The following is a 14,018-nucleotide window of genomic DNA, read 5'->3' on the forward strand; positions in this document are numbered from 1 at the left end:
GAGGCCTTTTCTTGGATAGTGCCTGGAAAGAAATCCAACCAAAAAATATTTATCAAATTAGCCAAGCTATTCCCCACACTGATCTAGCAGAAAAGGCTTTGTTACAGTTATATCAACCTATTATTGGCGCGCAAGCATTGAGTCTGTATCTGCTAATGGTCAGTGAAGTGAATGAGTCCAATGGCTTAAGCCCTGAAGCGCTCCATGCGGAATTACTGACGATGTTAAATACCGGAATTCCTCAATTTTATGAAGCAAAAAACAAATTAGAGGGCATTGGTTTATTGGAAACTTATAAAAAGGTCACACCAGAAGTGGGGACAATGTTTCTGTATAAGCTTCTTTCTCCTATGGAACCCATCGAATTTTTTAAAGATACGGTACTGTCTTTTCATTTGTTAAATTCGGTAGGTGAAAATAAATTTCACCGCTTGGTTCAATCGTTTGAACCTAAATCTGTCGATTTAACTGGATATCAGCCAATTACCAAAAAATTTTTGGAGGTCTATGGTTGGCATAATCAAGAATTAGGCGACAAAAATAGCCAATTAGAAAAAGTGAAAGACAAATTCGAGCAAAAAGCGGCTAAAAAAACCTTAGCAACTGAATTAAATGAGTTAAATTGGGAATTCATGAAAGAACTTCTGGATAGAAAAGTAGGAACGTCCGTAAGCGTTGAGGAGTCAGCCAAAGAAGTATTCACTTTGTATCACTCGATGTATGGTATTGATGAACTAAAATTAGTCGAGTTGAGTTTACCCGCAGTTGATCTACTTACGAATACATTAGAGAAAAAAGCTCTTCAACAACATTTGTCTGTAGCTAATCTACCTAGTCATCGACAATCAGAGAAAGAAACGCTTGAAGAAGAGTCTGCGGATGATAAAACGCGACGATTCAACACATTACGCCAAGAAGGTTTTAGTGAAAAAGAAATTCGCTTAGTCAAAGATAGTGAAGAAATTCCGCCAATGATTTATTTAGAGGCAATGAAAGCCCAAAAAAATGGCTTTGTTACTAAAGATGAAACGTGGCTGATTCAAGATTTAATCACGCAATCAGCATTAAAAAATAGCGTCATCAATGTGCTGGTTAATTATGTGCTGAATATTAAAAATAATCCTACTTTGACGCGTAGTTTTGTTAATAAAATTGCCAATGATTGGTCCCAACTTAAGATTCAAACCACCGAAGATGCCGTACGCCATTTACGAACAGTGAAAGAAGAAGCGGCGAAAAAAAGTGAACGACCGACTCGACGAACTTCACAAAAACGTGTACGCCGTGAAAAGCTTCCAGAGTGGTTAAATAAACCCCAAGTAGAGGGGCCAGCGGATACGGAAAAACAAGAAGCCATTAATCGTAGGCTACAAAATTTTCTAGCCAAGAAGGAAGGTGAGGACTGATGGAAGACGTAGGAAAAGAACTTTCAAAAATAGTCAAACAACGAAATTACCTTGATCGGTTCACTGAAATGATGAATGAGGTCTTAGCGGACAAGGATGTTCAACAATTCTTGGCTGAGCACAAAGAGAAATTGACACAAGAGGATATAGAAAAAAGCTATGCCAAATTGTATGAATTTGTCCAAGAAAAACGGAAATATCAATTAAATGATCCAACCATGATTGCTCCGGGATACGAGCCACAATTAGTCTTAAACTTTCATTATGTAGATGTCACCTATGTGCCGACAGAAGCCCTCGTTGCTAGACGACGATTAGAAGAGATTAAAAGTCGGATTCATGCGATGGATATGCCAAAAGATATCCAAAATGCTTCGTTCAAAACATTTGAGAATACAAGTGGACGAGGTGAGGCATTGTCTGCGGCCCTTGATTTTATCGAAGGCTATACAAGTGATCGACAAGCTTTTCATAAGGGGCTCTATCTGGTAGGTAGTTTTGGTATCGGTAAAACTTATTTATTAGGGGCAATTGCTGGTGAGCTTGCGGTTGCAGGATTTAGTACGACCCTTGTGCATTTTCCAACCTTTGCAGTGGAAATGAAACAGGCAATTGGTAAAGATCAAGTAGCTGAAAAACTAGATGCCGTAAAAAAATCACAAGTTTTAATGATTGATGATATTGGTGCTGATGCAATGAGTAGTTGGATTCGTGATGAAGTCTTTGGCGTTATTCTGCAGTATCGAATGCAAGAACAATTGCCAACTTTCTTCTCTTCTAATTTTTCTATGGAGGAATTGGAAGATCATCTGTCGGTTACTCAACGTGGAGATGAAGAACCATTGAAAGCGAAACGAATTATGGAAAGAATTCGCTATTTAACAAAAGAAGTTTGGATGTCTGGGAAAAATCGCCGTAATGGCTAGTACTAGTATTCTACAGTGGAAGGTGTAGTTCAATGAAAAAAGGGTTACTAAGCAGCTTATGTATCGTTGGATTGACGCTGATTTTAGTCGGCTGCTCTAATCAAAATAAAAAAAGTGAAGCTCGTTCAGAGTCAAGTCAAATAAGCACCACATCGACACAAGGATCTGGAGAAGATGAGGGGACAGAAATGACAACAAGTGAAGACAAAAGTCACGTTCGTTCTAAATTTACAGCTACTTTAAGTGAGGATGCCACACAAAGTGAAAAGGATAGTGAACAGATTCGCTTAATTTTAAGCGAGGTTAATGCTGAGGAAGACCCAGAAAACATTTTACCCATGTTATCTAATGATGGCGTCATCTTAAATGTTAAGAAGGATCAACTAGGTGAAGATACTTCCATAGAGGTGCTGAAAAAGGGCTCAAAGATTACTTTCGTTCTAAAAGGAATCCCTATGATGACTATGTCTTTGCCGCCACAAGTAGCCGGGAATTCTGTGGAACAGGTAACAGCTAACTAACATACGAATAGAAGCTTTTTATGTGAGTTTTCCTTGAATAAACGAATCAAAGTGAATAATGATTGGAAGCAATTTCCGATAGTTATTCACTTTTTCATTTTGACTTTTTATTAAACGGCTCCTCATTTTGAATGTTTTTTTCCAATGTTATCGATTATGTATTTGTCTCTACTAATAATCATTAAATGAGGGGCTTCTCTTTTTTTTCACAGTAAGAATGATATAATAATGAACGAAGGAGTGGCGCTATGAATCAACAAGAATTATCTACACGACTAGCGACGGTAGGGGCCTTTGTTCCCGAGGGTGCACATCTGGCTGATATCGGCTCAGATCATGCTTATTTACCAGTTGCTTTAGTACTTGATAAAAAAATAGATTTTGCTGTAGCAGGAGAAGTAGTTCAAGGACCGTTTACCTCAGCAGTGAATCAAGTGAAAAAAAATAATCTTAGTCAACAAATCACGGTACGATTGGCTAGTGGCTTAGAGGCAATTATCCCAGAAGATGAAATAACTGCGATTACGATTGCAGGCATGGGTGGTAGCTTAATTCGAGATATATTGGCACAAGGGCAGGCTAATAACAAATTATCTGGAGACGAGCGCTTAATTCTTCAACCCAACATTGGGGAGAAGACGTTACGGACTTGGCTGATGAACGAGTCCTATGAGATTATTGCTGAACGTATTTTGGAAGAAAATCAGAAAATCTATGAAGTAATTGTTGCTGAAAAAGTAGCCCAACCAATCAACTATTCTCAGGAGCAATTGTTATTCGGTCCAATTTTAGGAAAAGAAAAAAATGCTGTTTTTCTAAAAAAATGGCAACGAGAGCTGAAGCAAAGGAAGCATGTCTTGCAGCAGCTGTCATTAGCAGAAACTGTTCCGAGTGGCAAGGTCGCGCAAGTTGAGGCTGAAATCAAACAAATTGAGGAGTGCTTAGCATGACAAAATTAACGGGAAACGAATTTATCCAACGATTCGAAACCTATTGTCCATTGTGGCTGGCCGAAGAAGGGGATCCCGTAGGCTTACATATTGGCACTTTGAATAAACCAATTGAGCGGGTGATGATGACTTTAGATGTTCGACCAGAAGTTGTGTCTGAAGCAATTGAGAAGAAAATTGACTTATTGATTGCTAAACATCCTCCAATTTTCCGACCAGTCTCTCGACTCACAACGGATGATCCTCAACAAAAAATGTATGCAGATTTGCTTGCTAACAACGTTGCTGTCTATGCAGCGCATACGAATATGGATATAATCGAAAATGGGTTGAATGATTGGTTTTGTGAGGCATTAGATCTACAAGTAGAAGACTATTTGACCAAAACACATGAGATTCCTTATGAGAAATTGGCAGTTTATGTGCCAGTCGAGGCTGCTCAACAAATGAGAGAAGCGTTAGCTGATGCGGGTGCTGGAGAACAAGGAAATTACCAACATACTAGTTTTTCGACGATTGGCACAGGACGTTTTACTCCTATCGGGTCAGCGAATCCGGTGATTGGAGAGTTGAATCGCCCTGAGCAAGTTCAAGAAGCTAAAATCGAAGTGATTTTTCCAAAACCATTAGAAAAGGCTGTGCTCAAGGTGATGCATGAGGCACATCCTTATGAAGAACCAGCTTACGATTTATTTTCTTTAAATAATCCACCAAAAACGTATGGCTTAGGCCGCGTGGGCACGCTAACAGATACTCTTCCTTTACCTGAATTTATTGCCAAAGTGAAGGAGACTTTCCATTTAGATGGCCTTCGAATAGTTGAACCAGCTGAAAAATTATCTACTGTAAAACGAGTAGCTATTTGTGGTGGAAGTGGCGAAAAATTCTATAAGGATGCCATTAATAAAAAAGCAGATGTCTATATCACAGGGGATATTTATTATCATACTGCCCATGATATGCAAGCTGCTGGAATAACTGCAATTGATCCAGGGCATTATATAGAGAGTTTATGTAAAGAAAAAATGGTTGAACAATTTAATCAATGGAAACGAGAAAATAACTGGGAAGTCGACTTTTTGATTTCAGAAACTTCAACCCAACCATTCGCATTTAAATAAAGGAGAGAATAATCATGTACGAAAATTTATTGCCACGTTTTTTACGTTATGTTAAAACAGAAACACGCTCGGATGCGACAAGCAAAACAACACCTTCAACACCGACACAGGTTGCCTTTGCTCAAGTACTTAAGAAAGAATTGGAAGAATTAGGTTTATCAGATGTGTCTTACAATGACGCAAATGGCTTTGTTATTGCAACACTTCCGAGCAATACGGAGAAAGACGTTCGCTCAATTGGCTTCATTGCTCACATGGATACTGCTGATTTCAATGCTGTGAATGTAACGCCACAAATTATTGAAGACTATGATGGCGAGTCGACTATCCAATTAGATAAGGAAGGGAAATTCACGCTAAATACCAAAGATTTCCCTAATTTGAAAAACTATGCCGGACAAACATTAATTACAACGGATGGAACGACCTTGCTAGGTTCGGATGATAAATCCGGTATTGCGGAAATCATGACGGCTATGGAGATTCTATTGGCGAATCCTGAGATTAAACATGGAACAATCAAAGTTGCTTTTGGACCAGATGAAGAAATTGGCGTTGGCGCGGACAAATTCGATGTGAACGAATTTGCGGTGGATTTCGCTTATACGATGGACGGGGGACCTGTAGGCGAATTACAATATGAAACCTTTAGCGCCGCTCAAGCAGATATCACTATCCAAGGTAAAAATGTCCATCCTGGTACGGCGAAAGACACGATGATCAATGCCTTACAATTGGCAGTTGATTTTCAAAATGCTTTGCCACAAGATGAAGTTCCTGAAAAAACTTCGGGATATGAAGGCTTCTTCCATTTAATGGCTTTGACAGGTACACCTGAGGAAGCTAAGATGAGTTATATTATCCGAGATCATTCTCGTGAAAAATTTGAAGCGCGTAAGCAATTAATCTTGTCTGTTCAAGAAAAATTAAATGCGCAATTTGATCAAGAACGTGTCCAAATTCATATGTACGATCAATATTACAATATGAAAGAAATTATTGAAGAAGATATGAGTATCATCGAATTAGCTAAACAAGCAATGATTGAACTAGACATTAAGCCAATCATCGAACCTGTTCGTGGGGGAACGGATGGCTCGAAAATTTCTTATATGGGTATTCCGACGCCGAATATCTTTGCCGGTGGCGAGAATATGCATGGCCGCTTCGAATTTGTTTCTCTACAATCAATGGAGAAAGCAACGGATGTTATCATCAAAATTGCTGAAAATAACGCAAAATAACTCACGTGAGCTGAATTCAATAAATCATCTTTTTGAAAATTAGAATAAGTTAAGAAAAAGAACTGGGTTTCCTTAGAAATTTAGTTCTTTTTTTCTGATCTAACGATTTACCTTTGCAACTGACCACAGAATAAGGTACGCTAGTAACGTGTGATTTGGAGGGAAACTATGAACGATTTATTACAAGCACTATTGAATAACCCCTTGTGGTTTTATCTATTTATCGTAAACGTCTATTTGTTTTGTCTAATGGGGTATGATAAACGCAAAGCCCAAAAGAAACAATGGCGTGTCCCAGAGAGCAATCTTTTATTTGTCGGATTACTTGGTGGTGGGCTAGGTGGATTATTAGCGCAAAAAGTCTTTCATCACAAGACGCGTAAGCGAAAATTTTACATTTGTTTCTTACTTGGTGTTGTAACAGATGCTGTGTTGCTCTACTTTTTCCATTAATAGATATTGAATTGAGGAACTTTTATGAAAAAAAATAATACACTCAAAGTGCTATTTAACTTAGTGGTTTTAGGCGCTATGATCGGCATCATTTATTACCTTATACAAAGTTCATTAGCTGATATATTTGCAGAGCTGCGTTCGACTAGTCCGATTGTCTTGGCTGGAATTTTTCTTATTGGTATTATTTATTTATTCGTCGAAGGCCAATCAATCAAAGAAATTGCTAAGCATTTTCAATCCAATTTTTCTAAGCAAGATGGCTTTTGGACGTCCTGTTATGTCGCTTTTTATCGAATTATTACCTTTGGAACAGGTACACTCGTATCAGAAGTTTATTTTTATCGAAAAAAAGGTTTGAAGGCTTCTCAAGGTGTTGGCGTGACAGCCTTACACATGGTAATGTACAAATTTGCAGTCATTACCTATGCCGTCGCTGGATTAATCATTCAGTTTTCGTTATTTTACTCGAATTCGCCTAAGATGATTCCCTTTATTTTAGCAGGAATGATTTTGACAATCGTCCTGATTGCCGTTCTTTTTGCCTTGTCTAGTAGCATCAATTTGCAAGTCTTATTACTTATTATTGCCAATAAACTCTTTAAAAGTGAAAAACTGAGAAGCTGGGTAGATGCCGGTAATTTGCAAATCTATTCGCTTCGAGAGACTGTGCGCACCATTATGCTAGATAGAACAGCTGTCTGGAGAATTTATTCTTGGAATGTTTTAAAGCTGGCATTATGGTATATAATTCCTTATTTCGTGTTAATGAATAATCATCCTAGCTTAGATTTTTTACAAGCATTTTCATTCACTAGCTTTGCTGTCATTTTAGCTGGAGTTGTCCCAACACCTGGTGGAATTGGTTCTTTTGAATTTGTTTATCTTCTATTATTCCGCCCACTTGTCGGAACTGTTGATGCTATTTCTTCTGTTTTATTGTATCGTTTTGGGACATTTGTACTACCTTTTCTGTTAGGTTTTGTGTATGTACTGATTGAACGAAGAAAGAAAATTCATGAAGAGATTCAAGAGGCAAAAAAAGAGCGAAAAGCGATGAATGACTGAGAATCTGTTTAACTTTTAAACAAAACGTCAAATTGAATTTTTAAAAATAATGACCCAGGGAAATCCAGCGAGGCTGAAATTTCCTGGGTCATTTTATTATCTTATGATGAGGATAGGAAGTAACACTGTCGTTTTTTGATTGGTTAGTTGACAGTAATCACTAATTTACCGATTGTGCGGTTCGTTTCTAAGCGACGATGGGCTTCAAAAATAGTCTCCGGAGTCAATCCTTGTAATGTTTCTGTATGAGTTGATGTAAGTTTCCCAGCTGCTAAAAGTTCAGCAATTTTCTCTAGGATTATCCCTTGCGATTCGATTTGATAGTCATAATCAGTTTTTGCAAACATGTATTCCCAATCAAAACTAGCTGATTTATTTTTCAAAATAGATAGGTTAACGGGCTCTTTTGCTTCAACTATGGAGGCTAAATGGCCAAATGGAGCTAAAAATTTGGCCATTGGCTCATAGTAAAAATCGGTAGAATGTAGTAATAAAATTCTGCGGATTTCTGTTAGATTTAACTGTTTCATCTGCTCAACTAAATCTTTTCGGTGATTAAGAGAAATATCGGCACCCATTTGTTTAATCCACTCGGAGGTCTCAGATCTAGAAGCAGTCGCTAAGACATTTAGACCCACCCATTTTGCTAATTGAATAGCCACTGACCCAACTCCACCGGCTCCGTTGACAATCAGAATCGTTTCATCTAGGTTGGCTTTTTCCTTGGCTTGTAGACCCATTTTTTCAAATAAGACTTCAAAGGCAGTGAGGCTCGTTAATGGCAACGCCGCAGCTTTTTCCGACGAGATTGCTTCGGGAACCTTAGCAATTAGACGAGAATCCACAACTTGATGCTCCGCGTAACTACCCGCCCGTTTGTTGGTACCACTATACATTACTCGATCGCCAATAGAAAAATCAGACACATCCGTTCCTACATTAATAATTTTACCGACTGCATCAAACCCTAAAATTTTCCATTGATTCGCTGCAAAGGTTTGGCGTAATTTGGTATCAACTGGATTAACAGAGATTGCCTCAATCTTTACTAATACATCTTGTGGTGTCAGTTCATCCAATGTCCATTCAATTTCTTCAAATTGGTTTCCCTCTAGTAGGGCGAAGCCTTCTTTAAAGGCAATTGCTCTTGTTTTCATCATACATTCTCCTATCAATTAGAGTGGCGTTATAATAGTTATTCTTCGATTTTTTCCTACAACTGTCGTATTTATTATCTATCAGTGTATCATTATTGTCTCTTTTAAGGCAATGAATTCTACCCAACATTTCTCCGGTAATAGCAGATCAATCCTTGCATTGAAAATGAATGTTAGTGGCGATTATTTAGGTAATAACATGCTAGAGTGAAATAATGACTTCGACTATGAAATTTGTAAAAATAAACAAAGTCAGTGTAGTAAATTAGAAATATGTAAAAAGTCTTTCCAAAGTAATCAATTATTCATGGAAAAATAGAAGATACGCGCAAAAATAGTCCTGAAAAAACTTCTTAATAAAAGTTTAAAAAACGTATTATATCTTTTGACCATTTTTGACCAAAGAGGTATACTTATATTCGTAAGGCGAAATTAAGTAAAAAGTGGAGGAATGAATTTATGAATATCGAAAAGATGACCACAACCTTGCAAGAAGCGATTGCTGAAGCACAAAATGTCGCAATCACTAGAAAACACCAAGAAATAGATATCGCACACCTTTGGAAAATATTCTTACAACCAAGTCATTTTGGTCGTAATTTTTATACAGATGCTGGACTTGATGTAGAGGCTTTTGAACGAGAGATTGATCTAGCTTTAGACGAATATCCAACGGTTTCAGGCGGAAATGTCCAGTACGGACAAAGCATGAGCCAAAATCTATTTAATCTACTAAATGAAGCAGATAAGCTACGCGAAAGCTTTGGTGATGAATTTCTATCAACAGAGATTGTTATCTTAGCGTTGATGAAACTTAAAAATTACCGTTTGACAAAGTATCTAATTAAAAACGGTTTGAATGAAAAAGAGTTACGAAAAAATATTGAAACTATGAGAGGGGGAGAACGTGTGACTTCTCAAAACCAAGAAGAGCAATACAAAGCGTTAGAAAAATATGGCGTCGATTTGGTGCAACAAGTAAAGAGTGGCAAACAGGACCCAATCATCGGTCGTGATGAAGAAATACGAGATGTCATCCGAATTTTATCTAGAAAAACTAAAAACAATCCAGTCTTAATAGGCGAACCTGGGGTGGGTAAAACCGCCATTATTGAAGGTTTGGCTCAGCGGATTGTTCGAAAAGATGTCCCAGAAAACTTGAAGGATAAAACTATCTTTTCTTTAGATATGGGGGCGTTGATTGCTGGGGCTAAGTTCCGTGGCGAATTTGAAGAACGACTTAAAGCTGTCTTAAAAGAAGTTAAGAAAAGTGACGGTCGAATTCTTTTATTTATTGATGAAATCCATAATATTGTCGGTGCCGGTAAGACAGAAGGAAGTATGGATGCTGGGAATTTATTGAAACCGATGCTGGCTCGTGGCGAACTGCATTTGATTGGTGCGACAACCTTGGATGAATACCGCCAATATATGGAAAAAGATAAAGCCTTAGAACGTCGTTTCCAAAAAGTTTTGGTGAAAGAACCGACAGTTGAAGATACGATTAGTATTCTGCGTGGGTTAAAAGAACGTTTTGAAATTCACCATAGTGTCAATATCCATGACAACGCGCTAGTTGCGGCGGCGACTTTATCGGATCGTTATGTTACGGATCGCTTTTTACCAGATAAAGCCATCGATTTGGTCGATGAAGCCAGTGCCACGATTCGTGTGGAAATGAATTCGATGCCGACTGAGCTTGACCAAGTGACACGTCGTTTAATGCAACTAGAAATCGAAGAAGCGGCCTTGAAGAAAGAATCAGATGACGCAAGTAAGAAGCGTTTGGCTACTTTACAAGAAGAATTAGCTGAACTCCGTGAAGAAACCAATGCGCTAAAAATGCAATGGGAAACCGAAAAAGAAGAAGTTAATGCGGTCTCAAACAAACGGGCTGAGATTGATAAAGCCAAACATGAACTAGAAGATGCGGAAAATAACTATGATTTAGAACGGGCCGCTGTCTTACGGCACGGGACTATTCCTGCGTTGGAAAAAGAGCTAACCGAGTTGGAAGAAAAAAATCAAAAAGAAAATATTCGAATGGTTCAAGAATCGGTTACTGAAAATGAAATCGCAGTGGTTGTCGGACGATTGACTGGTATTCCTGTCACAAAACTAGTTGAAGGCGAACGCGAAAAACTCATGAAATTAAACGAAACCTTACACAAACGGGTCATCGGACAAGATGAAGCAGTCGATGCCGTCAGCGATGCCGTGATTCGTTCGCGCGCAGGCTTACAAGACCCAAATCGACCACTAGGTTCATTCTTATTCCTAGGACCAACTGGGGTTGGGAAAACAGAGTTGGCTAAAGCGTTAGCTGAAAACTTATTTGATTCAGAAGAGCATATGGTACGGATTGATATGAGTGAATATATGGAAAAACATTCAGTTTCACGTCTTGTCGGAGCGCCTCCAGGCTATGTTGGCTATGAAGAAGGCGGTCAATTGACGGAAGCGGTCAGAAGAAACCCATATACGATAGTCTTACTAGACGAAATCGAAAAGGCTCACCCAGATGTCTTTAATATATTATTGCAAGTCTTAGATGACGGACGCTTGACTGATTCGAAAGGTCGCGTGGTCGACTTTAAAAACACAGTGATGATTATGACAAGTAATATCGGTTCACAATTGTTACTAGAAGGAGTCACTCAAGACGGTGAAATTCCTGAAGCGGTCGAAGAAAATGTTCGAACAATGTTAAGAGGCAGCTTTAAACCAGAATTCTTAAACCGAATTGATGATACCATTTTATTTACACCATTAAGCTTAGAAAACGTCAAAGGGATTGTTGAAAAAATGATTCAACAGCTGGCTAAACGTTTGGAACATCAAGAAATCCAACTAGAAATTAGCGAAGATGCAAAAACTTGGATTGCTGAGAACGCTTATGAACCAGCTTATGGCGCAAGACCATTGAAACGATTTATTACAAAAGAAGTGGAAACACCTCTAGCAAAAGAAATTGTTTCTGGGCGCGTGATGCCAAAAACAAAAGTCATCGTGAGCATCTTAGAAGACACCTTAGTGTTCCAAAACGAACCAATTGAAGAAGAAATCTAACAAAAAAGTAGTGAATGCTGGCAATAATATGCGCAGATTCACTACTTTTTATTTCATCAAGCGATTCAAAATAACAGAAAGTAATAACCATAAAACCAGACTAATACCAATCGTAATTAACCAACCGAAAATATTGTTTTCCAGTGGTAGAGGCATGTTCATGCCGAAAAATCCGGTAATAATGGTAGGAACAGTTAGTAAAATTGAAAGAACCGTCAAAATTTTCATCGTGTCATTCAGATTATTGTTTAGGACATTATTATAAGTGCCTGATAATTGTTGTAAAATTTGAGATGAGAGCTGTGTCATTTCCACTAACTGTCGTGCTTCGATTAGCACATCGTCCAAGCGTTCTTTTTCGCTTTCTGTCAACATGCGGAATATTTGGTGAACTCTAATCTGCTCAAGTAAGAGCACGTTCTGTTTTGAAGCAGATACAAAATAGATAATCCCTGTTTCTAAGTCAGATAATAATAACAAATTTTGCTTGGTTGTTTTCTCTTTTAATTTGCTATTAATCGACTTCCTTTCTCTATCCATTTCTTCAATATAAGGAAAAAATGAGTCGATAATCATGAACAAACTACCAAATAAAAACTGGAAAATACTCGCTGAATCTTCTGAGTTCACTTGTTTATTCATAATATCTAGCACATAATGATTGACAGAATTCGTAACAGTAAGTAGCGTACTGTCCTTCAAGATAAAGGTTAGTGGGATAGTCTCATAATGATTATCAATTTTCTTAGGATTGGTCACATTAAAGATCAATACGAAGGTATTCGTCTTTTGGTCATAATCTAAATGAGCTCGTTCATTTTCATCGAGAGAGTAATCGACGATCTCCTCATCAATCTCAAAGCGTTGATAAAATCTTTTTAATTCCGTTTTATCTTCTGTTTGGATATTTATCCAAGTCCCTGCATTTGTTAAGGTTGTTTTTGTAAGCATTCGCTTCACCTCCAAAATAATTTCTTATTTAGTATAACAGATAGAGGCGACAAAAAAGAACAAAGAAGAACCTAATAGAGCAAGAATTTTTCTTGCCTTAATTAGCAGACAATATAATCTCAAGTGATAAATTTGCCAATTATTTCCACTAAACACCTTTATGTTATACTTTAAGCATAAAGAATAGAAATAAGATTGGGGAATCGACTATATGCACTGGACTGAAAATCGTATTTTATCTGCACAAAATGGTACAAATCCAATGGTAATAAAAGAATTAAACGCTAGCTTTGTAGCATTTGGTGATGTTCAATTTTTACCGGGTTATTGTGTACTACTACCGAAACGAGAAATTTTTTCTCTTAACGACCTACCGATAGAGGAGCGTAGTCAGTTTCTCACTGAGATGAGTCTTGTTGGCGATGCTATTCTGAAAGTTTGCCAACCTCTTCGTATTAATTATGATATTTTAGGGAATACTGACGCGTACCTGCATGCACACGTATTTCCGCGATACGATTGGGAACCCATTGAGCGAAGAAAGATGCCTGTCTGGCTTTACGATAAATCTAATTGGTCTAATCCTGAGACTGCATATAATCCGGTTGAACACGATCAGATACGACAAGGAATTTATGATTATCTTCAAACACTTTAATAAAATCAAGGAAACCAAGGATTCTTGATGTGCTAAATACATATTTTTTTCAACTATTGTTGTATAATAAGATAATAAAAGGAGATGAACAATTGTGAAAAATGCCAGCTATATTATTGTCTTTTCTTTATCAAACGGTAAAGAAATTCAAGTTACGTTTACGACAGATAAGAAGGACAATCCTTTTGAACTCTACCAAGAAGTACTTCAAGAAAAAGGCGATTTTTATCGCGTAATGGACGACTTTGGAAAATACCATAACATCCATAAAAAATCGATTATCGATATTGAAATTACGCCCGTTCAATCATCAATTAAGGATGTCCAACTATAATCAGTTTCTAAATGAAAAACCTGAGCCTTTGTCGAATGATGGTGTGCACCCCGTCAATAGGACAGTGAAATATTTTAAAATTTTTGTGGACTACTCGTCGATTATGATGGGTAGTTTTTTTGAAGCTTCAAAAAGTCAGTAGGTCATTTCTAAGGCTCGT

General features: G+C 37.7%; 13 protein-coding genes. 11 read left to right on the forward strand and 2 right to left on the reverse strand.

Annotated features, from left to right (window positions below; translation table 11 throughout):
• Positions 1-11: 11 nt before the first annotated feature.
• From BAU15_RS03735 to BAU15_RS03770, 8 genes are all read left to right on the forward strand, one after another.
• Positions 12-1,406, forward strand: coding sequence for a replication initiation and membrane attachment family protein (locus tag BAU15_RS03735; RefSeq protein WP_161841427.1), 1,395 nt, complete (start codon positions 12-14; stop codon positions 1,404-1,406).
• Complete coding sequence (gene dnaI / locus BAU15_RS03740; protein ID WP_161841428.1) at positions 1,406-2,332, forward strand: primosomal protein DnaI; 927 nt, start codon at positions 1,406-1,408, stop codon at positions 2,330-2,332. Before BAU15_RS03735 ends, dnaI begins: the two co-directional genes overlap by 1 nt.
• A gap of 32 nt (positions 2,333-2,364) precedes the next feature.
• The gene (locus BAU15_RS03745; protein ID WP_161841429.1) at positions 2,365-2,853 is read left to right on the forward strand and encodes a hypothetical protein; all 489 of its coding nucleotides are present in this window, start codon (positions 2,365-2,367) and stop codon (positions 2,851-2,853) included.
• Positions 2,854-3,101: 248 nt separating this feature from the next.
• Entirely contained in the window at positions 3,102-3,803 is a 702-nt protein-coding gene (locus BAU15_RS03750) for a tRNA (adenine(22)-N(1))-methyltransferase (protein ID WP_161841430.1), read from the forward strand.
• Positions 3,800-4,924, forward strand: coding sequence for a Nif3-like dinuclear metal center hexameric protein (locus BAU15_RS03755; RefSeq protein ID WP_161841431.1), 1,125 nt, complete (start codon positions 3,800-3,802; stop codon positions 4,922-4,924). Before BAU15_RS03750 ends, BAU15_RS03755 begins: the two co-directional genes overlap by 4 nt.
• 14 nt (positions 4,925-4,938) lie before the next feature.
• Positions 4,939-6,168, forward strand: coding sequence for a peptidase T (pepT, locus tag BAU15_RS03760; protein WP_161841432.1), 1,230 nt, complete (start codon positions 4,939-4,941; stop codon positions 6,166-6,168).
• 168 nt (positions 6,169-6,336) lie between these two features.
• Complete coding sequence (locus BAU15_RS03765; protein ID WP_161841433.1) at positions 6,337-6,621, forward strand: DUF1294 domain-containing protein; 285 nt, start codon at positions 6,337-6,339, stop codon at positions 6,619-6,621.
• A gap of 24 nt (positions 6,622-6,645) precedes the next feature.
• A complete protein-coding gene (locus BAU15_RS03770; protein ID WP_161841434.1) occupies positions 6,646-7,689 on the forward strand; it encodes a lysylphosphatidylglycerol synthase transmembrane domain-containing protein in 1,044 nt (347 codons plus the stop codon).
• Between the two features lie 143 nt (positions 7,690-7,832).
• Here BAU15_RS03770 and BAU15_RS03775 read toward each other — a convergent pair whose 3' ends face one another.
• Positions 7,833-8,846: a zinc-binding alcohol dehydrogenase family protein gene (locus BAU15_RS03775; RefSeq protein WP_161841435.1), complete on the reverse strand. Its 1,014-nt coding sequence runs from the start codon at positions 8,844-8,846 to the stop codon at positions 7,833-7,835.
• Between the two features lie 459 nt (positions 8,847-9,305).
• Between BAU15_RS03775 and clpB the strand changes: the two genes are divergently transcribed.
• A complete protein-coding gene (gene clpB, locus BAU15_RS03780; protein ID WP_161841436.1) occupies positions 9,306-11,915 on the forward strand; it encodes an ATP-dependent chaperone ClpB in 2,610 nt (869 codons plus the stop codon).
• Positions 11,916-11,963: 48 nt separating this feature from the next.
• Here clpB and BAU15_RS03785 read toward each other — a convergent pair whose 3' ends face one another.
• Entirely contained in the window at positions 11,964-12,866 is a 903-nt protein-coding gene (locus tag BAU15_RS03785) for a magnesium transporter CorA family protein (protein ID WP_161841437.1), read from the reverse strand.
• 211 nt (positions 12,867-13,077) lie between these two features.
• Here BAU15_RS03785 and BAU15_RS03790 point away from each other — a divergent pair, with 211 nt between their 5' ends.
• Positions 13,078-13,524: an HIT family protein gene (locus BAU15_RS03790; protein WP_161841438.1), complete on the forward strand. Its 447-nt coding sequence runs from the start codon at positions 13,078-13,080 to the stop codon at positions 13,522-13,524.
• A 94-nt stretch (positions 13,525-13,618) separates the two neighbouring features.
• Positions 13,619-13,858 (forward strand): hypothetical protein, encoded by a 240-nt coding sequence (locus tag BAU15_RS03795; RefSeq protein WP_161841439.1) that lies wholly within the window; start codon positions 13,619-13,621, stop codon positions 13,856-13,858.
• The last annotated feature ends 160 nt before the right edge of the window (positions 13,859-14,018 follow it).

Source organism: Candidatus Enterococcus huntleyi, assembly GCF_009933175.1.
GTDB classification, from domain to species: domain Bacteria; phylum Bacillota; class Bacilli; order Lactobacillales; family Enterococcaceae; genus Enterococcus_K; species Enterococcus_K huntleyi.

What these genes read in the sequence shown, in the direction of transcription:
- dnaI (WP_161841428.1), top strand. Translation starts at nt 1,406, where the DNA reads ATGGAAGACGTAGGAAAAGAACTTTCAAAAATAGTCAAACAACGAAAT.
- pepT (WP_161841432.1), top strand. Translation starts at nt 4,939, where the DNA reads ATGTACGAAAATTTATTGCCACGTTTTTTACGTTATGTTAAAACAGAA.
- BAU15_RS03745 (WP_161841429.1), top strand. Translation starts at nt 2,365, where the DNA reads ATGAAAAAAGGGTTACTAAGCAGCTTATGTATCGTTGGATTGACGCTG.
- BAU15_RS03775 (WP_161841435.1), bottom strand. Translation starts at nt 8,846, where the DNA reads ATGAAAACAAGAGCAATTGCCTTTAAAGAAGGCTTCGCCCTACTAGAG.
- BAU15_RS03750 (WP_161841430.1), top strand. Translation starts at nt 3,102, where the DNA reads ATGAATCAACAAGAATTATCTACACGACTAGCGACGGTAGGGGCCTTT.
- clpB (WP_161841436.1), top strand. Translation starts at nt 9,306, where the DNA reads ATGAATATCGAAAAGATGACCACAACCTTGCAAGAAGCGATTGCTGAA.
- BAU15_RS03765 (WP_161841433.1), top strand. Translation starts at nt 6,337, where the DNA reads ATGAACGATTTATTACAAGCACTATTGAATAACCCCTTGTGGTTTTAT.
- BAU15_RS03785 (WP_161841437.1), bottom strand. Translation starts at nt 12,866, where the DNA reads ATGCTTACAAAAACAACCTTAACAAATGCAGGGACTTGGATAAATATC.
- BAU15_RS03755 (WP_161841431.1), top strand. Translation starts at nt 3,800, where the DNA reads ATGACAAAATTAACGGGAAACGAATTTATCCAACGATTCGAAACCTAT.
- BAU15_RS03770 (WP_161841434.1), top strand. Translation starts at nt 6,646, where the DNA reads ATGAAAAAAAATAATACACTCAAAGTGCTATTTAACTTAGTGGTTTTA.
- BAU15_RS03790 (WP_161841438.1), top strand. Translation starts at nt 13,078, where the DNA reads ATGCACTGGACTGAAAATCGTATTTTATCTGCACAAAATGGTACAAAT.